22 protein-coding genes, 4 pseudogenes and 1 other annotated feature are annotated in these 23,169 nt (G+C 42.6%); of the genes and pseudogenes, 7 read left to right on the top strand and 19 right to left on the bottom strand.

Translation table 11 applies throughout. From position 1 onward, the window contains the following. Window positions 1–14 precede the first annotated feature (14 nt). The 12 genes from K1T76_RS05285 to K1T76_RS05230 all read right to left on the bottom strand — a co-directional run bounded on the left by K1T76_RS05285 (window position 15) and on the right by K1T76_RS05230 (window position 10,830). On the bottom strand, window positions 15–2,339 hold the full coding sequence (locus K1T76_RS05285; RefSeq protein WP_230244437.1) for an MMPL family transporter: 2,325 nt from the start codon (window positions 2,337–2,339) through the stop codon (window positions 15–17). After that, window positions 2,314–2,955: a LolA family protein gene (locus K1T76_RS05280; RefSeq protein ID WP_442780671.1), complete on the bottom strand. Its 642-nt coding sequence runs from the start codon at window positions 2,953–2,955 to the stop codon at window positions 2,314–2,316. Before K1T76_RS05280 ends, K1T76_RS05285 begins: the two co-directional genes overlap by 26 nt. Window positions 2,956–2,962: 7 nt before the next feature. Next, on the bottom strand, window positions 2,963–3,382 hold the full coding sequence (locus K1T76_RS05275; RefSeq protein ID WP_230244436.1) for an acyl-CoA thioesterase: 420 nt from the start codon (window positions 3,380–3,382) through the stop codon (window positions 2,963–2,965). Window positions 3,383–3,391: 9 nt separating this feature from the next. Then, window positions 3,392–4,924, bottom strand: a complete 1,533-nt coding sequence (locus K1T76_RS05270) for an HAL/PAL/TAL family ammonia-lyase (RefSeq protein WP_230244434.1) — start codon at window positions 4,922–4,924, stop codon at window positions 3,392–3,394. A gap of 5 nt (window positions 4,925–4,929) precedes the next feature. Continuing rightward, window positions 4,930–5,844: an LpxL/LpxP family acyltransferase gene (locus K1T76_RS05265; RefSeq protein ID WP_230244432.1), complete on the bottom strand. Its 915-nt coding sequence runs from the start codon at window positions 5,842–5,844 to the stop codon at window positions 4,930–4,932. A 17-nt stretch (window positions 5,845–5,861) separates the two neighbouring features. Continuing rightward, complete coding sequence (locus K1T76_RS05260) at window positions 5,862–6,596, bottom strand: glycosyltransferase family 2 protein (protein WP_230244431.1); 735 nt, start codon at window positions 6,594–6,596, stop codon at window positions 5,862–5,864. A 14-nt stretch (window positions 6,597–6,610) separates the two neighbouring features. After that, window positions 6,611–8,272, bottom strand: coding sequence for an AMP-binding protein (locus tag K1T76_RS05255; protein ID WP_230244429.1), 1,662 nt, complete (start codon window positions 8,270–8,272; stop codon window positions 6,611–6,613). A gap of 78 nt (window positions 8,273–8,350) precedes the next feature. Further along, on the bottom strand, window positions 8,351–8,905 hold the full coding sequence (locus K1T76_RS05250) for a septation protein IspZ (protein ID WP_208011806.1): 555 nt from the start codon (window positions 8,903–8,905) through the stop codon (window positions 8,351–8,353). After that, window positions 8,902–9,150, bottom strand: coding sequence for an acyl carrier protein (locus K1T76_RS05245; RefSeq protein WP_070153992.1), 249 nt, complete (start codon window positions 9,148–9,150; stop codon window positions 8,902–8,904). Before K1T76_RS05245 ends, K1T76_RS05250 begins: the two co-directional genes overlap by 4 nt. A 9-nt stretch (window positions 9,151–9,159) precedes the next feature. Next, window positions 9,160–9,420, bottom strand: a complete 261-nt coding sequence (locus tag K1T76_RS05240; RefSeq protein WP_208011807.1) for a phosphopantetheine-binding protein — start codon at window positions 9,418–9,420, stop codon at window positions 9,160–9,162. Then, window positions 9,413–10,216 carry a lysophospholipid acyltransferase family protein gene (locus tag K1T76_RS05235; protein ID WP_230244427.1) on the bottom strand — a complete coding sequence of 268 codons (804 nt, stop codon included), beginning with the start codon at window positions 10,214–10,216 and terminating at the stop codon, window positions 9,413–9,415. Before K1T76_RS05235 ends, K1T76_RS05240 begins: the two co-directional genes overlap by 8 nt. After that, entirely contained in the window at window positions 10,210–10,830 is a 621-nt protein-coding gene (locus K1T76_RS05230) for a beta-ketoacyl synthase chain length factor (protein ID WP_230245625.1), read from the bottom strand. Before K1T76_RS05230 ends, K1T76_RS05235 begins: the two co-directional genes overlap by 7 nt. 196 nt (window positions 10,831–11,026) lie before the next feature. On the opposite strand from K1T76_RS05230, the pseudogene K1T76_RS15110 reads away from it, so the two are divergent. Beyond that, window positions 11,027–11,153: pseudogene (locus K1T76_RS15110) on the top strand (transposase); the annotation flags it as partial. Window positions 11,154–11,180: 27 nt separating this feature from the next. Here the strand turns inward: K1T76_RS15110 and K1T76_RS05225 are convergent. After that, window positions 11,181–11,890: pseudogene (locus tag K1T76_RS05225) on the bottom strand (IS3 family transposase); the annotation flags it as partial. Beyond that, window positions 11,502–11,615 (bottom strand) — a sequence feature (AL1L pseudoknot). Its footprint overlaps the pseudogene before it by 114 nt. 215 nt (window positions 11,891–12,105) lie before the next feature. On the opposite strand from K1T76_RS05225, the gene K1T76_RS05220 reads away from it, so the two are divergent. Continuing rightward, a complete protein-coding gene (locus K1T76_RS05220) occupies window positions 12,106–13,500 on the top strand; it encodes a serpin family protein (RefSeq protein ID WP_230244425.1) in 1,395 nt (464 codons plus the stop codon). Between the two features lie 151 nt (window positions 13,501–13,651). On the opposite strand, the pseudogene K1T76_RS05215 reads toward K1T76_RS05220, so the two are convergent. From K1T76_RS05215 to K1T76_RS05195, 5 genes and pseudogenes are all read right to left on the bottom strand, one after another. Further along, a pseudogene (locus K1T76_RS05215) lies at window positions 13,652–13,837 on the bottom strand (hypothetical protein); the annotation flags it as partial. A gap of 29 nt (window positions 13,838–13,866) precedes the next feature. Then, the gene (tnpC, locus tag K1T76_RS05210) at window positions 13,867–15,492 is read right to left on the bottom strand and encodes an IS66 family transposase (protein WP_230244423.1); all 1,626 of its coding nucleotides are present in this window, start codon (window positions 15,490–15,492) and stop codon (window positions 13,867–13,869) included. Between the two features lie 74 nt (window positions 15,493–15,566). After that, on the bottom strand, window positions 15,567–15,902 hold the full coding sequence (gene tnpB / locus K1T76_RS05205; RefSeq protein WP_004780063.1) for an IS66 family insertion sequence element accessory protein TnpB: 336 nt from the start codon (window positions 15,900–15,902) through the stop codon (window positions 15,567–15,569). Further along, complete coding sequence (locus tag K1T76_RS05200; RefSeq protein ID WP_230243836.1) at window positions 15,899–16,282, bottom strand: transposase; 384 nt, start codon at window positions 16,280–16,282, stop codon at window positions 15,899–15,901. Before K1T76_RS05200 ends, tnpB begins: the two co-directional genes overlap by 4 nt. A gap of 87 nt (window positions 16,283–16,369) precedes the next feature. Then, window positions 16,370–17,038, bottom strand: a pseudogene (locus K1T76_RS05195) (IS5 family transposase); the annotation flags it as partial. 188 nt (window positions 17,039–17,226) lie between these two features. On the opposite strand from K1T76_RS05195, the gene K1T76_RS05190 reads away from it, so the two are divergent. From K1T76_RS05190 to cap3, 4 genes are read left to right on the top strand one after another with little or no spacing between them, the layout of a single operon-like run. Beyond that, window positions 17,227–18,330 carry a CBASS cGAMP-activated phospholipase gene (locus K1T76_RS05190; RefSeq protein WP_230244416.1) on the top strand — a complete coding sequence of 368 codons (1,104 nt, stop codon included), beginning with the start codon at window positions 17,227–17,229 and terminating at the stop codon, window positions 18,328–18,330. Continuing rightward, window positions 18,327–19,628 (top strand): CBASS cGAMP synthase, encoded by a 1,302-nt coding sequence (locus tag K1T76_RS05185; RefSeq protein ID WP_230244414.1) that lies wholly within the window; start codon window positions 18,327–18,329, stop codon window positions 19,626–19,628. The genes K1T76_RS05190 and K1T76_RS05185 overlap by 4 nt, the downstream gene beginning before the upstream one ends. Before the next feature lie 4 nt (window positions 19,629–19,632). After that, the gene (locus tag K1T76_RS05180) at window positions 19,633–21,399 is read left to right on the top strand and encodes an E2/UBC family protein (RefSeq protein ID WP_230244412.1); all 1,767 of its coding nucleotides are present in this window, start codon (window positions 19,633–19,635) and stop codon (window positions 21,397–21,399) included. Next, window positions 21,389–21,850, top strand: a complete 462-nt coding sequence (cap3, locus tag K1T76_RS05175; protein ID WP_230244410.1) for a CBASS system CD-NTase/cGAS isopeptidase Cap3 — start codon at window positions 21,389–21,391, stop codon at window positions 21,848–21,850. The genes K1T76_RS05180 and cap3 overlap by 11 nt, the downstream gene beginning before the upstream one ends. A gap of 81 nt (window positions 21,851–21,931) precedes the next feature. Here cap3 and K1T76_RS05170 read toward each other — a convergent pair whose 3' ends face one another. Continuing rightward, entirely contained in the window at window positions 21,932–22,195 is a 264-nt protein-coding gene (locus tag K1T76_RS05170) for an Imm63 family immunity protein (protein ID WP_268259889.1), read from the bottom strand. Window positions 22,196–22,260: 65 nt separating this feature from the next. Between K1T76_RS05170 and K1T76_RS05165 the strand changes: the two genes are divergently transcribed. Then, window positions 22,261–23,083, top strand: a protein-coding gene (locus K1T76_RS05165; protein WP_107010335.1) for an IS5 family transposase whose coding sequence is annotated in 2 segments (ribosomal slippage) — window positions 22,261–22,641 and window positions 22,643–23,083 — 822 coding nt in all. Because the reading frame shifts where the segments join, the coding sequence is not laid out codon by codon here. Window positions 23,084–23,169 lie beyond the last annotated feature (86 nt).

The raw sequence follows: 23,169 nt of genomic DNA, 5'->3' as shown, positions 1-23,169 counted from the left end.
CTGTACCCTTTGACTCAGCTCTTTGGCTGATATTGTTGAACCACCACATGTTTCGCATCGGAGGATGTAAAAAGTGTGGCATAAATAAATGAAAAAATAACGCCCAGCAACACTGTTAGGCCAAAACTGTGAATGGCATAAGTATGACTAAAGGACAGCAAACCAAAACCAAAGAACGTCGACATCATGCACAGAAACAAAGCCATACCCACCACTTGTGGATGATCATGTCCATGGCGGTAGAAAATAGCATAATCCACCCCAATTCCAATGATCAGGAAGGTACCCATAATGCTGAATAAATTAATCTCGACACCCAGCCATGCTTGAATCGCAAACGTGGTCATTAAGGCCATGCTGACAGGCAACACCAAAGGCAGAATGGATTTTTTGCCATACAGTGCCCCTAAGCCAATGGCTAAAATCAGCAAAGCGCTGAGTAATAGCCACTGTGCCTGCTCACGGTGTTGTTTAAACAATTCAGACAGTTGATGAACGGGGCGTAACAGTTGTACATCCGCATTTTCAAGCTGTTGCACGGCTTTGACGTCATGCACATTTTGCAGCATCACCAAACGTTGTGTCGGACTCATCTGCAAAAAATGCAGAGGATGATCTTTAAAGACCGCTTCGGTCAATAACGGTTGGTCTTTTAAATGCGCTTGCCAGTTTAAAATATCCGCTGCGTTGAGCTGCAACGCTTGCGCATATTCCACTAAAGCCGGCAGAGGAATCGCCTGTAACATTTCAACATTCTTTTTTTGCTGCTCAAGCGATGGAATCCACTGCCCTAAAGCTTGTACAGCATCCAACTTGCCAGCCTGTTGCAAGGACGCAAGCTCTGCCAGTAGTTGCTGTTCGCGCTGCTCCAACTCTGCTGAGCTTCTGCCCCGTACCACAAAGTATTCGCTGCTTTGCTGCTGCATAAAACGAGAACGAATATATTGATCTTCCTGCTTTAAAGTGGCATCCATACTTTGTAAATTACGGATGTCATCATTGCTTTTCAGCAAGGTGAGACTACTACCCGTCACCAGTACAATCAATGCAATCATGCCATAACGTAGCTTGTTGTGGCTCTGCACATAACTACGCGCTTTGCCAATAAAGCCCAGTGCACGTATCGCAGGTTCCGCATTCAGCGCAGGCAAACGTGGCAGCAATAAAATACTGGTCACCCATGCGGCACTCAGTCCAACCATAGAAAAGACTGCAATCTGTTTAAAGCCCGGAAATGGGGTAAAACTAAGCACCACATAGGCCAATAGCGTGGTCATTAACCCCACAAATAGACTCGGCAATAACGGCTTTAGAACAGTAAATCCATCGATCTGTCGGTGCTGAGACTGCATGGCCATGAAGTAAAATGAAAAATCGACACAGACCCCAATCAGACTGGCACCAAAGACCAGTGTCATCAGGTGAATTTCGCCAAAAACCCAATAGGTCACAGCAAAGGCCACCAAGCTGCCTGCGCCGACTGCAACCATTTCCGTCAGCATGGGTCGTATCGAACGGAAGCCAAACCAGACTAGAAGCAAAATCCCGATGGTCGAACCCACTCCAATGGTGGAAATTTCCTCTTTGGCAGAGTTAGTGCCGAACTGTGCAAACAGCAGCGTACCTGTCCAGTGCGGTTTGACCTGCAACTGGTTGAGTTGCTGATTGATATTTTGGATAAATGCAGCGGTCTGCTCTTGGTAGGCAATGTTATAGGGGCTATTATTGAGCTGAAGTACCATCAGGCGCGAGATGCCCTGCTCATCACGAATCGTGGCAAAGCCCTGCTCTAAATTGATATCGGCATTGCTTTGTAAAGCACTTAAACCCACTGCATAACGCGGAAACAGCAGCAAGGGATCTTGCTTGAGCATTTCAGCCGTAATCGGCATGCCCAGACTCATCAGTTGCAATAAGCCCTGCTCCATCAAAGCAACATCATCTTGCCCTTGCAAAAGCTGCTGATCGGTCTTGGATAATAGCCCTGCTTTGTGTTGATACAGCGCTTGGGAAAATTGATCAGGATCAAGCTGTGGACGCACAGGTAAAAACAGCTGACTTTGGTCGGCTTGAGTTTTGAGTGCTTGCGTTGCCTGTTCGAGTTGCTGATCCGTTTTGGCATCCAACACCACAAAAACTTTGTCATTTAACTGCTGACTCACATATTGCTGTGCTTGTTCCAGATGAGCATCTTGATGTGCCTCAGGTAGCAATGCAAAAATATTGGTCTCAATCTTAATGCCTTTATTCAGCCAAGCCACGCCCAGTGCCAAAGCAATGACACACAGCACCAACAACCACAGAGCGCTAAATTTATTTTGCCAATTGGAAAAGCGCATTTTCCGCAGCCGTTAAAGTTTGAGGTTGAGCCGTTTGCTGGCTAAAACGAATGATGGTGCGGTTATTGGCTTGTTCCAAAATGGTAATACGGTCCACATAACGCTGACCTTGCGCATCGACTTGGACAAAAAGCTTTTTAAATAGACTGCTTTTCGGCGTTAAGCTGACATTCCACTGCGTTGGGCTGTAATTGGCAGACACCACATTAAAGTTTTTAGCGAGCGCCGCTTCATTGCCCGACATCAACTGTAAAAACATCGTCGCTACAGAGCCATAAGGAGTCTTATCGACTTCAATTTGACTGCTAGTCCGCTGTGTCTTTTGTACCAACTTACGCGGTGTCACCACCAAATCAGCTTTGACTGGACTTTGAATCTGCCACAGTACGCCTTGGTTTTTGCTGAACAGCACCGTGCCTTTGGACACATAGGTTTTATTCAAAGAGGCCAGTTTTTTCTGCTGCTCAAATTGGGCACGCACCACAGGCGTTGCACCGAGCTGAGCAAACACCTGCTTCAATTCAGTATTTTGAGCATTCACTGCGGGAGCAAGCAAAGTCATGACACTGGCTGTACAGGCAACGAAAATCGGCTTAGAAAATTTGTATCGAATCATGCTTGCATTACTCCGCTTTAAACTCAGACCATGCATTTAAACAGTCCAGTAACACCTGTGGTGACTGGAAGCACATTTCACGTTTTTCAATGTGTACCGCCACTTGTGAAGTATAGCCCTTGGTCAACTTTCTACCCGAGACCGCATCAAAAATCAGATATTCAATTTTCAAGCGATTTTCCCACTCTTTCAAAACAGCGCGCACACGAATTTTCTGTTCAAATTCGATGCCTTGTACATAGCGCACATAGCTTTCAATGACAGGCCATGCATAGCCCGAGTCGCGCATTTGGTTATAGTTATAGTGAAATTGATCTAACAGTTTGCAACGTGCAATTTCAAAATATTTTAAATAATGCCCATGCCACACCACATGCATGGTGTCGACGTCATGAAAAGGCACTTCAATAATTACGTCAGCATACATGCTCATTTCCTATAAATATTGAACAGCAATGCTGTCTAACAGTTCTAAATGATCAAAACGATTGACCAGCATTTGAAGCTCTTGTTGCAAAGAACGATCTTCCGCTACGTAGGTGAAGCTCTGAAGCACCCAGTATTGAAACGCTCTTAAAACAGGGCTGAGTTCTTTATCTACACCTTTAAGTTTAACTGCTTGAACTGCTGCACAACTGAGTGCTGCAATCACTTGTTCGGTCAGAGTAATGACACGGCTAGCATCACGTGCGGCAATGGTGCCCATACTGACTTTGTCTTGATTATGACATTCGGTTGAACGTGAGAAAATCGACGCAGCGAGTGTCTGTTTCAAGGCTTCTGCCGTCCATGCCGAAACCCCGATTTGCACTGCTTTAAAGCCATGATTCAGCGGTAACCGCTCAGGACTTGAACCAGTTAAATTACGCGGTAAACCATTGTTCATTTTATAGTCCACCAACTGCGCCAATTGACGATCCATCAGGTCAGCAATATTCGCAATCATGATTTTTAGACTATCCATGGCTTGGGCAATATGTCCGCCATAGAAATGCCCACCATGCAGTACCCGCAGGTTGACTGGGTCAATTAATGGATTGTCATTGCTTGAGTTCAGCTCATTTTCAATAAACTGACGCAGCCAGACTTTAGAATCTTCAAATACCCCAATCACATGCGGCGCACAGCGCAATGAATAACGGTCTTGCAGACGTGAACTTTGGTGTTCGGTTTGTACTTCACTGTTTAACCAGTCGCGTAACTGCGCTGCAATATGTTGCTGTCCCAGATGTGGTTTTTGCGCAAAAAGCACTTCATCAAAATGGCTTGGATTCCCTTCTAAAGCCAAAACATTCAGTGCAGTAATCAAAGTACTGGCAAAAGAAATCTGTTCTGCTTTTTTATAGTTGAGGCAGGCGATGGCAGTCATGACCGCTGTACCATTCATCAGGGCTAAGCCTTCTTTAGGACGCATCACCAAAGGTTGCACACCTTTTTCGGCATACACTTGTGTAATCGGTACAATCTGGCCTTGATAGTACACATCACGCTCACCGACCAATGCCCCAGCGATATAAGACAAAGGTGTCAAATCCCCACTGGCACCCACCGAACCTTCCGATGGAATCACCGGAATCACATCTTCATTCAGCATCCAGACCAAACGCTGCAACAAGGCATGGGAGACACCCGAATAACCGCGTGCCAAAGAACATAAACGCACCACCACCACAGCACGTGCGGTAATTAAGTCTAAGTTTTGCCCCATGCCGCAGCCATGAAAACGCGACAAATGCAGCGGCAGCTCATGCACTTGGTGGGCTGGAATTTCAACCAAGCACGAGTCTCCATAGCCCGTGGTCACGCCATAAATGACGCCTTCGTCTTGCAACAGCTGATCAAGGAAATCTGCACCGCGTTGAATCAATGCTGTCCATTCAGCAGAGTTAGGCAATACCACCTGTTTTTCTTTACGCGCTACAGCCAAAACATCTTCGATACTGAGCGGAGTTTCCCCAACAATTAACACAAGACTTATCCTTTATTCCAAAAATTATAAAAATTAAACCATTGATAGGGCGCTCGTATGCAATGCTGTTCCAACAGTTGCACATACTGTCTTGTGGTCTGTTGCATGGCCTGTAAACGCTCTTTACGCGGCCAGTTCAACTGCTCCGCCACTTGATGGATATGCACTTCAAAATGTGTATCAACTCGATAGCAAAACACTGCCAACACAGGAGCTTTCAACAAACTGGCCAAAATCCATGCACCCTGTGGCCACAGCGCCTGCTCACCTAAAAACGCAACCGATTGTACCCGTTCTGACTGCACAGGTACGCGGTCTGCAGCCACAATCACCCATTCACCCTGATCCAACTTATCCTGTAAAATCAGTGCTGTTTCAATTCCCAACTCATCCACCGAAACCAAATTAACATCGGCATGTTCATTCAGTTTTTTTAAAAATGCATTGAACTTGGTAGCATGTTTTTGATAAACCAACACATTAATTTTCTGCGGATGCTCTGCTTTGACGGCGCGCAGCAATTCAATATTGCCAAAGTGTGACACCACTATCACCGCACCTTTTTGATAGTGCGAACGAAAGTGCGCATGACCATGCAGCTTTAAGTTCTGCTCAGGAATATGCCCGAGCCAGCCCTCAATTTTATCTAAAATACATTCGCCAAATTGCATCAAATGCGTATAGCTGTGCCACAGCTGCGGCTCAGCCTGAAACGGCGACTGCGCACCTGCAAAATGATGCAGTTTTTTTAAGTACAACAGTGAAGCCTGACGCGCAGTATTGGAAAAGAGCCAGTACCATAAAATCACAAAGTATAAGATGACTCGGCACAGCCAACGCCCACCCAAACGGTAGAAACCCAGCATCAGCATTAGCGGTAACATCCCGCCCCGTTCTTTCACGGCGCTCCATTTCTGCATATATTTCTCTGACCGCCTTAACCTTTGACTTTCTGATAAATCAGTTTGGGGAACCGCAGCAGCATGCCACCCAACAAGCGGCTGTGCGCGCGCGCCATGCCCAAATTGTCACGCCACACATCAAAATGTGAAATACCACCTTCAGGATAAATCACATGCGTGGGCAGATTAATAAACGGAACATTGTCCCATTTCAAACGCACCAAAATTTCCGAGTCAAAGCCCATCCGCGGTTGAAACTTGGCTGTATTTAAAATGTTCACTGTCTGCGCTAGAGGATAGACACGAAAGCCACACATGCTGTCTTTAATATCAAAAGACAAGCTATTAATCCACACCCAAATATGTGTTGCATAACGGCCATAGAGACGTTTTTTTGGAACAGTCGCATCAAAAATCGGCTGACCAATAATCATGGCTTCGGGATGCTGAATAGATGTGTCTAAAAAGCGTTGCACATCCTGCCAGTCATGTTGTCCATCGGCATCCAGTTGCAAGGCATGACTATAACCACATTGAAGGGCATGCTTGAGCCCCGTAATCACCGCCTGCCCCTTCCCTTGATTGTGGGTATGTTCAACCAAATCGACCCTTGGGTAGTCCTGCGCAAGCTGATGTAACACTGCTGTACAATCAGCATCACTGCCATCATTCACCATAATGATGGGTAAGTCAAAAGCGCTTAAATGTGACAGTAACGCAGCCAAATAATGCGGATGGTTATACACAGGAATCACAAAGCAGTGTTTCATTTTTGTCTCTCGGCTTAAACGTCTACAGGGACAGCAAACAGCAAACGTCCTGATGCCAATATTTTGTCATAATTTTTCAGCACAAAACTGATCTTATGTGCTTTACGGCTGAGCACCAGTTCCAGCGTTTGATAGGGTTGGATCAGTCTTTGAAATTTTAACTGCTCAAAACCATTGCACCACAGTAAATCTGCCCAGTTTTGTTTGGCAAAATGTTGAATAAATCCAATTTGCCCTACGCCCGGATAAATCGGAAAGTTCGGAAAATGCCCTTTAAAGCATTCCAGCTCAGGAATAAATTCCAACGCATAACTGATCTGCGTATCCTGAGATTGCTGCGTCGATACTACAGGCAATGTCATCGGTTGAAAGAGTGATTTTAAATACTGTTGATTCAGCTTCGATTGAGCATTTTGTGGCATTTGCGTTAAGAACCGCCACTGCCGCGGAATCGCAATGCTTTCCAGTTTCAGTTGCAATTGTTTTTTCAGTTGTGCGGTAAAGGCTGCTTTGCCCTTTTCGATGAGCAGCCCCCTTGCATCCTCGGTCAGTACAGCCACCACCGCCAAAATCTGACGTTGTTCTTTTTCATGAATTAAAACATGGCACTGCTGTATTTCAGCCAACTCAGCGATTTTCGCTTCAATTGCATCGAGACTTAAACGCTTTTCTTCGAGTTTGACAATGCGGTCCAAACGCCCCAATAGTTGGAATGGACTTTTGGGATTATCCGCATCCACGACCTGCACTTTATCTCCAGTCAAAATCCAATCCATGCTAAAGGCATGATTGGTTTTAACGGCTAACTCTTGTTGCTCGGCGCAGTTAATTTCGACATTGGCAAAGGGAGTCCATAGCGCATCATCTGCCTGACGGTGAGCAATCCCGCCTGTTTCAGAACTACCAAATACTTCAGTAATCGGACGGTTTAGCAAAGGACGCACGCCGGCATCCAACTTTCCGCCAGAGGAATAGACCCGATGGCAGTCTTGCAACACCACATCTGTGGTCCAGCGCTTCAATAATGCAGGACTTGAAATCAGATAATTGGGCAGTTGCAGATGGGAAATTTTCTTTTGAAGATCAACCACATCTTCAGGGAAAGCCAATTGTTTCTGATAGAAACTGCGTCCACTGGCTAAAGGCCACAACAACTTAAACAGCAAACCATAAATATGTTGATGGCTCACCGTAGCAATCGCGATCGCCTGCTCAGGCAAGTCAAAACTGGCTTCTAAACCACAGACTTCATTGAACAATTGTTGCAAGGTGCGCGGAATCTTTTTCGGCTGCCCTGTTGAGCCCGAAGTATAAAAATACAGCTGTGCCTGATTGAGAAAGGCAGCATCAAATTGAAGCTCAAAAGTTGGCGTGGCTGTCGACGGCAAACGTTTTAAAAAATAAATCTGCTGTTCAGCCAGTTCTTTTTCTAAGTCGCTGACCCGATGCGGCGGCAACAGCACTTGCTTAGCTGCTTGCAAGGCTGCAAACAACAATACTAAAAACTCATAACTGTCTTCTTGCCAAAGCGCCCATACTGGCTGTTCCAACTGCTGAATTTGCATAGCCTGTACAGCTACATCCAACCAAAAAGTATGAAAGGAAACAAAACTTGAGTCCGCATGAATACACAAGGGACGCGATGAATGGAGATGGTGTTGAAAATGACAAGACATAAAATTTGTTTTTAAAAACCGTATTTCTAATCGCTATAGTTCGAGGCCACTGTTTCAGCTGCCCTGACGGAAATGCTGTTATTTCTGTGCCTGATGCAGTCGTTGCTGGCGTTTACGCAACACAAACTCCCCCAGTAACAGTCCACCCATCAAGACATAAGAGATCAAACCGTTATACAGCAACCAAATCTTCATCGGTGCAAAGAAAACAGTGATCAGGGCAATGACCGCATTGATGCAAAAAAAACCACACCAAACTTTGGTCACTTGACGTGTCCATTCTACTCCTTCTTCGGGCAGATTAGGCTCTGCCAAACGCGCAAAACGTTCAATCATTGAAGGCGGTCGAATCAAGGTGCTGGCAAAAATAGACAGTGCCCCAAGACTCATAAAGACAGGATAGAGTTTAAGCCATGCATGATCTTTTAAAATCAAACTCAGCCCGCCACATAAAATGGCAAAACCCGTCAATGGCCACAGCAAGGCATTGCCCTTACTCAATAGACGCAGGATGCCCAGTGCAATCAATACCGCACTGACCCAGACATACTGTCCATGCGCGAAAGCATAAGCCACAAAAAAAGGATAGAGGATCAATCCGACCCCTGCCACCCCTTTTAAGATGTTGTTCATGCAACTGACATATTCTGAATGACGACCACCACATCTTGAACGGTACGCACATTTTTAAAGTCTTCAGGATTGACTTGTTTGCCTGTCAGTTCTTTAATTTTTACGACCAAATCAATGGCATCTATACTATCAACATCGAGGTCTGAAGCTAGGTTTGACTCTAATTGCACATCTTCAGGCGCAATTTCAAACAGCTCTTCCATCCATTCACGTAATTTTTCTAACACGGTTTCTTGTGCAAGCATAGCAACCTCTTATGCTGTTTTCTGTGCTTCAACCAAAGCCACTAAGCTTTGAATTGATTTAAAATGTTCTTTGGTTTCTGCAGACTCTGCATTCAAATGAATGCCATAACGTTTTTTCAATGCCAAGCCTAATTCAAGGGCATCAATCGAGTCCAAACCCAGACCATCGCCAAACAAAGGCGCGTCTGTATTAATGTCTTCAATACTGATGTCTTCAAGGGCAAGGACATCAATAATCATTTGCTTTAATTCATCAGCAAGATTAGTCATTTAGAGATAACTCTTGGTTAAAAAACCACTGTAATTGTTGATTTAATTGACGTACATTTTTTGGATTGACCGTTACGTCATCCAGTACGTCTTCCACGCGGATCGCATCCAAGACTTTTACACGGATATGAAAAGGCTGTTCTGGAATGTGATACCATTTTTCGTTTTTGGTGAGTGTCGAGGGCGTACAGCTAATTAGCACAGGCCGAATCGGTACCCCTGCCCTTAGTGCAATATTGGCTGCGCCGCGCTGAAACTCGTTCAACTGCTCACCTTTTGCTGTTCTTGTTCCCTCAGGAAAGATCAACAAGGGCGCGGCATGATCCTGCTGCAATTTGTGTACACAGTCCTGAATAAATTGTTCAGAACCCGCATTTAAAATATATCCCGCACTTTGCACAGGACCTTTGGTAAATGGATTTGACCACAGTGCCTGCTTAACAACACAGTTTGCTTCCTCCATTAAACCAATTAAAACCACCACGTCAATCAGTGTCGGATGGTTAGCAATCACCAGCTCTTGTTGGCTGTGCTGTAGCTTATCTAGACCTTCAACCGTATAGGTCATAATGCCCAGTTTTACCATCATCTCCGTAAAACCTTTGAAACTGTGCTTAATGACTTTTTGAGTGCGCTGTTTGCGAACTTCTGGGTCTTGTGAACTCAACTTGACCATTGGTGCAATCAAACCACCAATCGCCACGCCGCCTAAGCCAAAGCTGGCAAAGCTCAATCCTGTCGCTGCAACGCGCCATGCATAGTTTGCTTTTTGCTTGATTCGATTTAATTTCAGCATTTCGTCCACGCTTCAGATTTAGTTTGCTCAGGATTAGTCCAAAACGTGTTAAATGCTAAAGCTTGCTGATAGGCTGGCGTTGCATTCATATGCTTTGGCGTCAGTATCAAATTTGCAGGCACTAATGAAATCATCGCTCCCATCGCAAAAGCAGAAAATGGCTGATGCTCGATATACATTTCAGGCAAGGCTTCATCATAATACACTAGCAAAACCTGACAGGCTTCTGGCCTTGTTTTTAACCACGCATAGGCTTCAATCAACCCATCATTCCACGAACCCGCCAAACTGGTCGCAGGTGTCGCATCCTGACATAAAATGGAATATAAGCCTGAAATTGCATTATGTACCGAGGTTGAAAATTGAGTCGGTGAGGGCGTTTGCTCGCTTAATACATCTTCTAAAATATTTAGTGTTTTTGATTCATCGCCATATTGCGACACCCACACAATATAATCGACTTTGTGGGTATTTAAAGTCTGTATTGCACTATTCAAAGCCAGCTTTGCTAAGCGCGATAAGCGCCGGCGTTGCATCGCAGGAATGTGTTGTATAGCTGATAACTCTTGATCAATCGAACTTAGATTTAAGCGGGACACGTGGAGTTGCATCATCATGATCAGTATTTAAAAAATTGACAATAAGCAGGCGCGTAATTATAACACCGAGTCGAATTTTTCACAAAAAATAACAAAACCATGTTGTTTTCAAAAATAAAACTGTGAAATCCATTCAATTATCAATTGCTGTGTGCTGAAAAAACAGGAGGTTTTAACTTGGTAAACTATACATACTCATCAGAAGTTTACTATGAGCAAGAAACACAAGACGTATACGGCAGAATTTAAAGCTGAAGCAATAAAAGCTATTGAGGAAATAAAGGTAATGTTTCCAAACAGCACGACAACTCGGTATTTCCATGAAAATCTTATCAAATTGATACAAGAAGCACTGCTTCGCAAGGGTCAGGGTGATCAGCACTAAAATTGCGTTTCACTAAATCATCTGCTTTTTTTTGATCATCTCGGCTACGGGTGGTTTGTTTATTCTTACCACGCCAAACACCTTGTATACCTAGCTTCTGCGTCAATCGAGCAACTGTACAACGTGCGATAACATAACCTTCACGTTTCAATTGTTGCCAGACCTTACGCACACCATATCGACCTGAACTTTCTTTCCAAATTCGTTTAATTTGTTCAGCATAATGCTTATCATGTCGATCTCGTTTCGCTCGATGTTCTGGATTTACTGTGAGATCTAGTGTTCGATAATAGGTAGAACCCGCGACTAGTAAAATCCTACAAATCGCTCCAACACCATATAACGCCTTATTGTTATGGATAAAATCCACCATTATTTGTGTGGGCGGTCGAGCTCCGCCTGGGCGAAAAAAGCGGCTGCTTTACGTAGAATTTCATTCGCACGTTGCAGTTCTTTATTTTCACGTTCAAGTTGTTTGATACGTTCTTGATCTGAAAATTGTTGTACTTTGATTGGATTTTGTTGATTCAAATGCTTCTGATGCCAGGAACGTAGTGTTTCAGGAGTACAGCCAATCTTAGGAGCAATTGCTGTGATTGCAGCCCAAGTAGAAGGATAATCTTTTTCGGATTCAATCAATAATTGAACCGCTCTTTCTCTGATTTCAGGGGTATATTTTGATTTTGTCATCGGGATAGTCTCTCAGAATATTGACTCTCCGACAAACCCGGTACGGTTCATATTCTGTTCGTGATCGGTGCGCTATACAGGCATCGAACTATCTGCTGTTTAAGCCCCTAATTAGCCTTGAAAATATAGTACGCTTACCAAACTAGGCTAAACGATTGTATGGAAGTGATAATAGAATGGCATCGTATAAACCCTAGATTATTAGTGAAGCAAATATGAAGAATAACCAGTATTGTTATCTTAAAAAAGTACCCAGTAACCGTATTATGAGCGCATTGGCAATCACTAGCCTATTATTGATTGTCAGTGGCTGCGACAGCACTATAAAAGAATCTAATCCTACTGACATTGTAGCCAATAGCGCACCAAACCCATATAACACATCCCTGTCAGATAAGAATAAAAATAACTCCAATTATAAAGCCGTTAGCAAAGATGGCTTTATTGCTGCTGATGACTCTACCTCTACCCCAGACGGTATTGAAAAAGTCATCAATGCCAACAACCAGCTCGCCGTTGATATGTATCAGCAGATAAATGGTCAACCTGATGAAGTAGATAAAAACGTATTTTTCTCGCCCTATAGCCTATCTACTGCCATGGCAATGCTCTATGCCGCAGCTGAGGGTGAAACAAAGCAGCAAATTCAAAAGACCTTTCACTATCCATCAATGGATACTCTTAATCCCAATAGCGCTGCTCTCTATAATCAATTTAACAAACCCAACCCCGATTATAAACTTGCCACGGTCAATGACTTATGGATGCAACAAGGGCTAACACCTAATAAGGCATACGTCGATACTGTGCAACGCTATTATGGCGGCCAAGTGACCACCCTTGATTTTGAAGATAATCCTGATCCTTCACGCCTCATTATTAATAAAAAAATCGCTCAGCATACCAACCAGCTGATCCCTGAATTACTGCCAAAAGGCAGTATTAAAAAAATTACGGTCGCCGTATTAACCAACGCCGTTTATTTTAAGGGCGATTGGAAAACGCCATTCAATATTCAAAGCACCAGTGAGCAGCCTTTTTATAACCATGTGGGTACAAGTCCTAATATAAAAATGATGCATACACAGGCGGATTTTGGTTATAGCGAGGACAAACAGGTGCAGGTCGTGCAATTGCCTTATAAGGGTGATGACTTATCTATGCTGGTGATATTACCAAAATCTAAAGACAAGACAGCCATGCAGCAGCTGGTGCGTGATTTAAGCGCTGATAAGATTAAAGAGTGGAATAAAGACTTAATTACGCAAGAAGTGAACCTTCACTTACCAAAGTTCAAGCTTAAAGAACGCTACGACATGAAAGATATGCTGTCAGATATGGGCATGCCCATTGCTTTTAATCAAGACAAGGCTACTTTCAAACTGTTTGATCAGCCTTTATCTACATGGATAGATGAGATCTATCATCAGGCGGTGGTCATCGTCGATGAAAAAGGCACCGAAGCAGCGGCAGCGACTGGCATTGTAGTATCTACTGAATCTGCCTCTGCTCCACCACCTGTTTTTAAAGCCGATCACCCGTTTCTTTTTATGATTAAAGACAATAAAACTGACGCAATACTATTTTTAGGTCAAGTGAATAAGCCTTAGTGGGAAACCACCTTAACTAGGGTATACCCCAAGGGAACTAGCTATTTCGCCATCTAAACCTATTAACGGACCACTTAAAACAGACTGGTATAATGGAACCGCTTATAACAGACTGTTCTAGGTAGTCAGTGAACCGTACCGGGGTAGTCTCTCAGAATATTGAGTCTCCGACAAACCCGGTACGGTTCAATCTGTTAAGGACTGCTACACGTGCATGGATCTCATTCACTTGGCTATCAAAACTCCTTGCACTGAGTTTATCTCCTAATAATTTGATGCAATGCATCTTAGTTTCAACCAAACTTCGCCGATGATAGCCTGACCATTTTTTCCATAGGTAAGCGTCCGCTGAATCCCATACCAATTTTAATTCGATTTAGGTTTCCAGCAGTGTGGCAGTAACTCTTCAATCTGGGTCACTTTATGTGTCGGCAGCCTTTTCAGCACATCACTTAAATAGGCATACGGATCCAAGCCATTCAGCTTTGCTGACTGGATTAACGTCATGATGTTTGCCGCTCGCTGACCACTGCGCAGCGAACCTGCAAACAGCCAGTTCTTGCGCCCCAACGCCCAGGGACGCATCTGATTCTCGACCCAATTATTGCAAATCGGTAGATTGCCATCATCCAGATAGCGGCTTAAAGCTGGCCAACGCTTCAGAGTGTAATTGATGGCCTTGGCGGTGGGAGAACTCGATGGCACTGTCAGATGATGTTGGTTGAGCCATTCATATAGTTGTTGCATCACTGGTTGACTATGCTGTTGTCGGTATTCGCGGCGGTCTTCCGCTGTACCATCGGTCTTTTTCCTGAGCTCTGCTTCTATCGCATACAGTTTCTGAATCAGCACTAATGCCTGTTCAGCGACCTGACTTTTCCCAGTTACATGCAGTTCATGGAATTTACGACGTGCATGGGCCATGCAGCCCACCTCAATGACCTGGCCTGATTTAAAGCGTGCTTTATAACCACTGTAATCATCACAGACTAGATAACCCTGCCAGCCTTTCAAGAACTCTGCAGCATGCTGGCCTGAACGACTATCCTGAAAGTCATAGATCACCGCCTGAACTGGATTGTACTGTGTAGTGGCATAGGCCCAGACATAACCTTTCTTCGGTTTTTTATCATTCTCACCCATCCGCATGATGGTGACCGGTGTTTCATCTGCATGCAGCACCTGCTGTTGTAGTACCACCTCTTTTAAGGCATTGGCCAGAGGTTCCAGTTCTACACCGCAGCGACCTATCCAGTCAGATAAAGTTGATCTAGAAAGTTCGATTCCCGCCCGCTGATAGATCAGACGTTGACGGTACAGCGGCAAATGATCGGCATATTTCGATACCAAAACATGGCTGAGCAGTTCAGGTGAAGCAATGCCTTTATCAATCACATAGGCGGGCATCGCTTGCTGAGTCAGGGTGTCACACTGATCACAGACCCATTTGCCACGGACATGCTGTTCCTTGTAGAACTGTGCCGGTCTGAAATGCAGTTTTTCACTGATATCTTCGCCGATACGACGTAACTGGCAGCCACAACTGCATTGGGTTGATGCAGGTTCATGCTCAATACGGATGGTGTGTAGATGATCTGGCAGCAGTCGACGTTTAGGTTTGTTGACTGTGGCTTTCTGTGTCACTGCATCGGTTTTATCTGCATTTAATCGTTCTAATTCCAGATCAACTGCGGCAATATCTTCTTCAACCGCTTCATCCCACAGGTGGATTTGTTTTGCAGTGAGATGTTCGTTTTTACTGCCGAATTTGTGCTGTTTAAACAGCGCCAGTTCATGCTCGTATTTTTGATTGAGAATGGAAAGATGTTGAACTTTAGAATCTAATTGCTGATTGGTGACTTCAAGATGTTGAACTCTGGCATCTAATTGCTGGTTTGATTCTGCCAGAGACTGATGCTGCATCGCCAACTGCCGGGTAAATTCCAGCAGTTGTTCATGGGTCAGTTGGCTTAAGTCAGGCAGCGTATTCATGACCGCAGTATGCCTGAGGTCATGACGCAGAGGAAATAGAACGTTTGGAGAATAGCAGAATAGCCGAGCTTGGTTTAGAGCATATTCACCACTTGCTGCAATCCAATGCGCTGCCAGGGCAAACCTTGGATCAGTGCCTGTAACTGTTCCGGGCTGAGGGCCACGGTTTCACCTTGGTGAACTTGAGCCCAGTGAAATTTGCCCTGTTCCAGCCGCCGGGCACACAGCCAGATGCCCAGTCCATCATGTACCAGTACTTTCATGCGATGGCCACGTTTATTACAGAACAGGTAAGCACAATGCGGTTTGATGTAGCCAAAGGCTCTCACCACCTGAGCCATGGTCGTATCCATACCTGCACGCATGTCCATGGGCTGAGTAGACAACCAGATTTCATCAATGCGGATCATGTTGCAAGTGCCTTGAGTAATTCTGCCAAGGCAGGTATTTCTGATGTCTGCCATTTTAGCTGAATATCATTATTCGTATGAGGCACGGTGATACACAACGTGATCCTCTCATCAATAGGTTGGCTGATTGCAGCAGTGTAAGGCAAAGCAATAAATGCTGGATTCACATGAGTAGGATCCTGCACGGCACCCTCATGATGCCTGAAGATCCTGATCCAACGACTGACAAGGTTGGCATTAATACTATGTTGCAGTGCGACCGAAGCGATCGAGGTATTAGGATTTTTACAGGCATTGACAATACTGAGTTTGAATTCTTTGCTGTATGTTCTGCGTTTTTTAGCAACAGGAGGTGTTGCTGAATATATATCCATGTTCATGGATTAAGTCCCCACTTGTTTTTAGGTGGGAACTAAATTAAGGCTTATAGGATCGCTTGGTAAGGCTGTGTTAGCCGGATGCTTACGTTTCGCATTTTTTCTAGGTGGAATCACCGCATGCGCTTGCCGATCTGCAATGACCTGACGGCATTGCTTGGTGTCATAAGCTCCATCGGTATAAACAGAGTCAATCCGCTCATCTTGTGGAATCTGATTAAGTAAATCACCAAGCACCTGTGAATCACTGACATTATTGGTTGTAAGCTGAACTGCTCGTATTTGTAGGGTTTTAGCATCTAAACCAATATGAAGTTTACGCCATTCGCGACGATATTCAGGTCCATGTTTCTTGCGTTTCCATTCGCCCTCACCTAGAAACTTCATGCCTGTAGAGTCCATGAGTAGATGCAGCCCATCGCTACTTTTTTGGTAGCTGATTACAATATCAATATGCTTTTGTCTTCTACAAAGCGTGGTGTAATCTGGAGCTATCCAATTTAATCCGCAATGTTTAATCAGACTTTGCACAAAGCCAGTGACCATACGTAAAGACAGACGGAATAAGGATTTAATCATTAAGCAGCATTGGATGGCTGCGTCGGAGTAGGTTTGATTTCGCCCTTGTTTACCGATGGACGGAGCATACCATTGCGTAGCAGGATCAAACCAAATGGCAATATTTCCGCGACTCATGAGTGCTCGGTTATATGCGGGCCAATTGGTTGTGCGGTAGATTTTGTGTGCAGGCTTCTTCATTTGAAAATTATATCGCTGAAAAACCCTTTACAGATAGGTTTGTGCAACAAAGCCATGTAACAGTGGAAAAACTCTATCTCATTGCATCGATTCTTGACATTGAGGTAAAAAAATTATTGCCCTAATTTTCTCTTGAAATGTATTTTTTTGACACAATATAAAAAAAACTTAATAAAAAAGAGAACACAATGACTACTTTTCAACAATCTGAACCGCAAAGTGTATCACCGCGAGACAATTCAGAAAAAATTAAAGTTTTAAGTTTAAATGGTGGTGGTGTACGTGGTTTATTTACTATCAGTTTGCTTGCCCAACTTGAAATAATTATCGAAAAACGAGAGAAAAGAACCGGTGTCAAAATTGGTGATTACTTTGACTTGATCACAGGCACATCTATAGGTGGCATTTTGGCACTTGGATTAGCAAGCGGTAAAAGTGCTCGGGAATTACAGGAAACATTTGAAAAAAGTGCGCCACATATTTTCCCGGCAAGACGTTTCAGATTAAAAAAATGGATCACACCATTCTATCCAATCTACAAAAGTGATCCTTTGTATGAAACTGTGAAAAGTATGATTGGTGACACCATCACATTCGATGATCTTAAACGTCGAGTAATGATTACATCACTGAACCTGTCTACTGGTAAACCAAAGTTTTTCAAGACACCACATAATCCTATGTTTACGCTTGATGGCGAAATCAAGTTGATTGATGCAGCAATGGCCACATCCGCTGCACCAACCTATTTCAAACCACATTTTATTAGCAAACTAAATCACTATTTTGCTGATGGTGGATTAGTTTCTAACAACCCTAGTTTTATCGGTATTCGTGAAGTCCTGATCGACATGAAAAATGACTTCCCAAATGCAGAGCCTAAAGATGTGAAAATCTTGAATATTGGTACTTTAAGCGAGAATTACTGTATCGGGCCCAAGACTTTATCCCAAAATTGCTCAAAGGGTTATTTAGGCCTATGGGGAATGGGCGAACGTCTTGTTTTAAGTACTATGACTGCTAACCAACATTTACAGCGCTTTATGTTGTTACGGGAACTAAAAGTACTTGGCATCTCAAATAATTACATTGAAATTGATGAAACTATTCCGAACGAAGCATCTTCTGATATTACTTTAGATAATGCATCACAGAGTAGTCTAAATGCCCTAAAAGGCATGGGAGAAAAATTGGGTGCTGAAAGATACAGCGAAATCAAAGAATTACGCGAATTTTTCTTAAGAACAGCAAAACCGTTTGTTAAATCTAATAATAATGGGGTGGCAGCATGACCTGGAATTTTCACAGCTACTATACTAATCGTGATACTGGTCTAATCGGTAAGCTAATCCTTGCTGATCATGAGAAAGATGGCTTAAAAGCATTACGTCAAATTGTCCGTGAACGAACACGCGATGTATTTGACGAAGCTAGAAAACTTGTAAAGTTATCCAAGCAATTTGATTCTGCAATTCTTCTTCGTTATGAGTTTAAGAATACCCATTTCAATTATCTTTCAGGTGATGACCAACGAAAGTTATCTGAACTCATTATGGAGCTTTCATCTGATCTTATAGCTGAGTTTATGAAGATTAATCCTCGCTTTTGGACGCAAGGAAGCTTCATGTATGACACATTGAATCGTCCATATAAACCTACTCAAGAAATGGACATTGATGATGGCACTTATCTTCCAATGCAGTTCTTTGAAGATAAGCCCGCAATTGGTCATCAGCTTCTATTGTTATTGGTAGATGCCTCTCTTAAATCTTTGGCTGCTGAACACTATGGGTGGTCATTTGAACCCAAAGAAACGTGTGGACGTATCAAAATACCTGCCGAAAGCGTCCATATAGACGTACCGATGTATGCCATTCCTTTTGAAAAATTCATTGAAAAAGAGGAGCTCATCAGAAAGTCTGCAGCCTCTCAGATCTTTGGTGAAATGTACGACAGCGTTTCAGCTGCCGACCATGCTCTCTATGATCAAATTGAAACTGACTGTGTAAATCTAGCTGTACGCAAGGACGATGCAAAATGGATTAAAAGCGACCCTAAAGATGTCCATTTGTGGTTCCAAGATGCGTGTCAACGTACTGGTCAGCATCTACGAAAAGTTTGTCGCATCCTTAAAGCATGGCGTGATGCTGGTGATTGGCAAGAAAGTAATGGTCCATCATCAATTTCTTTAATGGCAGCGGTGGTAGACATCTTGGACCGTACTACTGTAGATCCGAAAGATTTTGGATTATTGATGCTGACGGTAGCAAGAAAACTACCAGATACTTTCCGCAATGGCGTAGAGAGTCCTGATGAAAATGATGAACGTCCTTTGTTCCCTCCATACTATGAGCATGAACCTAAGCACAAAGAAGTCATGCAGAAGCTAGAGCAATTGGTTGATTCACTCGAATCCGCATACGCTGCACCTACCAAGCAAGATGCTTTAGATATTCTCAATGGTGAGTATGGCGATCGTGTTCAGGATTTAAGTCTTATCGTATCTCAAGCAGCCGCTCCGGCCTATGAAAGTGCCCCTTTAAAAGCTAAAGAAGCAGCTATTATCAGCTCTTCAATGAAAAGTGGTTGATTGAGTGTCGGAATTACATGCTGTAATGCTTGGTTGCGGATATAAATACCTGACAGCCAAGCAACGAAAGAAATATAAAGCTCTATCTTCAATTGAAGAGAAATATCCTGTTTACCTAAAAGATTTCTCAACTTCTGAAGGGATATTCACTATTGCCCTAGAAATAAACTATGACGTTTATACTATTTTGCCGTGGGCGCACATCATCAGCAAACCATCACAGTTTGATGACATGCTACTTCCCCATGTCAACAATAATGGGAATCTTTGCTACGTTGAACAAATGGAAGCCGATTGGAATCCTAATGATCTAGGTAATCTATATAGGACTATAGATTACCAAATTCAACACACTTTAAATATTTCGATTGAGTCTTTAAAGAACGGTAAAGTAGATCAGGTTGAACTTGAGGGTGAATTTGTCGCTTACTGGAAAGCTGAACGACTAGCCTATGTTCTGTCCGATTTAAACTCATTGAATGGTGAAATTGCTTATCTGACTCGAAACATTACTAAGGATGGTTTTAAATGTACTGAATCCTTATTGTTCGGTCCCAAAGATAAAGATATTCATGAAAAATGGCTAAGCCAAAGATCACTTGAAGAAACAGACAGGCGAAAACTTAATGTTTTTTGTCTTATGGTTAGACCTATCAAGCTTTCTGGCGTCCATTGGCCACCGAAAGATGCCAAGGCTCTCTTTCAATGGTTATCTCACGTAGACCACAATGCCAAAGCACATTTAATTCAGTATTTTGTGGCCCATCCAACCATTAAACATCACTTGATTGTACTGGATGTTGATAAACAAGATACATTCGGTGTAGTACTCGAATTAAATCTAAAAGCAGTACAGTTTACGACTTACGCCAATCCGAGAAAAAAAGGTAAAGGGGCAAGAAAACTTGATTTAGTAAGAGCAAGTAGCGTCCTTATGGGTAAATTCGCTTTTAATAAATTTCAAAGATTTGCATTTGAAAAGTCGGATAAAGATACGATTCTCTCCCGTAATAGATCTAGACCTGAGATTGGGGATCTTCGAACAAAGCGTATCGCTTTAATTGGCTGCGGTACCATTGGGGGGTACTTGGCAGAGCTTTTGATTCGGTCTGGTGCCGGCATGGGAAGCAAAAGTTTAGATTTATATGATCATGATACCTATGGACCACACAATTTTGGTCGCCATACATTGAGTACCAGAGATTTTGGTAAACACAAAGCAGTAGCATTAAAAGATAGACTTATTGATTCAACCCACCTCATGGTAAATGTTGAAGCTCATAAATATGGGTTTCCTATTATGAAGGCTTTCCTATCACTTTATGACATTGTGATTGATGCCACTGGTCGAGGGCCTGTTTCAAAGCGCTTAGCAAAAGTTAGCCGAGAGATTGATGCTAAAGATAGACCTATCATTGTTCATGGATTCAATGATGGCAATGGAATCGCATCAAAAGTATTCATCGATAGCTCAGATGGTTGTTACAATTGTCTATGCGGTGATCCGTCATTCTATAAAAATGGTACCGATATTCGTTTTGAGAAGCTATTAGATGTAAACCCAAAGAAAGTTTCATGTGGCAACACATACACACCGTATGATGCAGCAGTCAGTGTTATGACAGCAGCATTAATGCAAGAAGCGGTTTTATCCACTTTAGAACTCGAAAGGGACTGGAATTATAAAGAATATATCTTCATGGGTAGTCGCACGAAAAAGCCGACTTGGATTAAAAAACAAGACTTTTGTGACATATGTAATGGTCGATAAAGAACTCGTTTTCAAAGCTCTAGATGAATCCTTAGTTGTAATCTCGACTGAAGTGGCAAATATACTGCTCTCATACCGACAAATGAGCCTTTCTAGCCCCGAAAGTGCTGGAGTCTTGATAGGTGAGCGTAGAGGCATTCATATAGTCATAACAGATCTATCAGAACCTAGCCAATTGGATATCAGAAGCAGATTCATGGTGGATAGAATAAGTAAACATCATCAACAGGCTATTGATGATGCTTTCAAGAAAAGTAATGGCGAATGGCACTATTTAGGTGAGTGGCATACACATCCAGAAGATGTACCAAACCCTTCCATGACTGACTACACCAGTTGGCATAAGAGTCTCAAATCAGAATTACCGCTGATTTTGATTATTGCTGGACGAACACATTTTTGGGTAGGTAAGAAAATCCAAAACAAGATTGAAATATTAAAACAAGTTTAGAGTTTTATAACTTATATAGTTTTTACTAGTAATTTTCACTTTGAATTATTCATTTATTAATAAAAAAAGACCTTAACAAAATTAATCATTATAAGGAGTTTCTTCTAATATTTGATTAATACGTGTCTCCGTAATATTTCCCCACTCTTTTTTTAAAACTTTAAAAAGTTCAATTTCCTTCTTAAATATTAACCTTCTACTATCAAAACCTTTCGCCCTATTTTCAAGCTCGTATTGACTTGCCAAAAAAAATATAACATCAGACATTATCCAATATAATAATACGTCTATGTTAGCCGTTCTTCTACGTTCTAGCTCCATCCCCCTCTCTTCCACAATATACAAATATTCATTATTATTAATTTTAATAGATCTCTTGCGAAAGTAAAAACCACCTCAATCTAAGTTTCATGAGATATCAGAACTTAAACCGTTTTTCAGATTCTGAATTTAAACGCTTGGTTGGCGTACCTCGACCAGTTTTTACCGAAATGGTAGAGGTTTTAGAAAAAGCAGAATCACTCAAAAAGAAATCAGGTCGTCCTCATACTTTAGCTATAGAGGATCAGTTGTTATTAACGCTCAATTATTTACGCAACTACAGTACTCAACTGGAATTGGCGGCACACTACCATATCGCTGAAAGTAATGTGAATCGAACCATTAAAAAGGTTGAAGATGCATTGATGAAATCAAGATGTTTTACTCTGCCAAAACGAAGCATTACCACAGCAGACGAACACTTTAACTGGGTCATTATCGATGCGACAGAATGTTCAATAGAACGCCCGAAAAAAAAATCAGAGTAAGTTCTACAGTGGTAAAAAGAAGAAACATACGCTAAAAGCACAAGTGATCTATCATCCGAAGAGCAAACAAATCATAGGGCTAGATATATCGAATGGCAGTCAGCATGACATTAAACTGGCAAGAAAAACGGTTAAGAAATTCAAACATTGTGAATATGTTATGACCGATTTAGGGTACTACGGATTAGAGCAAGATGGCTTTAAATTATTGATGCCAATAAAGAAAAAGAAGAATATACCCTTATTTGATGTTGAGAAAAAGTACAATAAAATGATTGGAAAAATACGAGTTGTGATCGAACACATCAATAGTCAATTGAAGACATTTAGAATATTAAGTGAACGCTATCGAAATAGACGGAAAAGATTCGGTTTACGCATTAACTTAATCGCTGCACTGGTAAACCGGATAAATTTTCAATAATGACTTTCGCAAGAGATCTAATATATGGAGTGCCATCTGGCTGAGGAGATGGATAGATTTTTAAAACATCTTTAGGAGCATTTATA

Origin of the sequence: Acinetobacter sp. PW68 (assembly GCF_020982655.1) — a bacterium.
Classification (GTDB): Bacteria; Pseudomonadota; Gammaproteobacteria; order Pseudomonadales; family Moraxellaceae; genus Acinetobacter; species Acinetobacter towneri_A.
This window is presented reverse-complemented; position numbering and strand designations above follow the sequence as displayed.

Excerpts from the sequence above, each read along its gene's own strand:
- tnpC (WP_230244423.1), bottom strand. The coding sequence starts at position 15,492 with ATGAATACGCTGCCTGACTTAAGCCAACTGACCCATGAACAACTGCTG.
- K1T76_RS05240 (WP_208011807.1), bottom strand. The coding sequence starts at position 9,420 with ATGACTAATCTTGCTGATGAATTAAAGCAAATGATTATTGATGTCCTT.
- K1T76_RS05185 (WP_230244414.1), top strand. The coding sequence starts at position 18,327 with ATGACCTGGAATTTTCACAGCTACTATACTAATCGTGATACTGGTCTA.
- K1T76_RS05260 (WP_230244431.1), bottom strand. The coding sequence starts at position 6,596 with ATGAAACACTGCTTTGTGATTCCTGTGTATAACCATCCGCATTATTTG.
- K1T76_RS05220 (WP_230244425.1), top strand. The coding sequence starts at position 12,106 with ATGAAGAATAACCAGTATTGTTATCTTAAAAAAGTACCCAGTAACCGT.
- K1T76_RS05285 (WP_230244437.1), bottom strand. The coding sequence starts at position 2,339 with ATGCGCTTTTCCAATTGGCAAAATAAATTTAGCGCTCTGTGGTTGTTG.
- K1T76_RS05250 (WP_208011806.1), bottom strand. The coding sequence starts at position 8,905 with ATGAACAACATCTTAAAAGGGGTGGCAGGGGTCGGATTGATCCTCTAT.
- K1T76_RS05265 (WP_230244432.1), bottom strand. The coding sequence starts at position 5,844 with ATGCAGAAATGGAGCGCCGTGAAAGAACGGGGCGGGATGTTACCGCTA.
- K1T76_RS05280 (WP_442780671.1), bottom strand. The coding sequence starts at position 2,955 with ATGATTCGATACAAATTTTCTAAGCCGATTTTCGTTGCCTGTACAGCC.
- K1T76_RS05255 (WP_230244429.1), bottom strand. The coding sequence starts at position 8,272 with ATGTCTTGTCATTTTCAACACCATCTCCATTCATCGCGTCCCTTGTGT.
- cap3 (WP_230244410.1), top strand. The coding sequence starts at position 21,389 with ATGGTCGATAAAGAACTCGTTTTCAAAGCTCTAGATGAATCCTTAGTT.
- K1T76_RS05235 (WP_230244427.1), bottom strand. The coding sequence starts at position 10,216 with ATGCTGAAATTAAATCGAATCAAGCAAAAAGCAAACTATGCATGGCGC.
- K1T76_RS05275 (WP_230244436.1), bottom strand. The coding sequence starts at position 3,382 with ATGTATGCTGACGTAATTATTGAAGTGCCTTTTCATGACGTCGACACC.
- K1T76_RS05200 (WP_230243836.1), bottom strand. The coding sequence starts at position 16,282 with ATGAACATGGATATATATTCAGCAACACCTCCTGTTGCTAAAAAACGC.
- K1T76_RS05245 (WP_070153992.1), bottom strand. The coding sequence starts at position 9,150 with ATGCTTGCACAAGAAACCGTGTTAGAAAAATTACGTGAATGGATGGAA.
- K1T76_RS05230 (WP_230245625.1), bottom strand. The coding sequence starts at position 10,830 with ATGATGCAACTCCACGTGTCCCGCTTAAATCTAAGTTCGATTGATCAA.
- tnpB (WP_004780063.1), bottom strand. The coding sequence starts at position 15,902 with ATGATCCGCATTGATGAAATCTGGTTGTCTACTCAGCCCATGGACATG.
- K1T76_RS05190 (WP_230244416.1), top strand. The coding sequence starts at position 17,227 with ATGACTACTTTTCAACAATCTGAACCGCAAAGTGTATCACCGCGAGAC.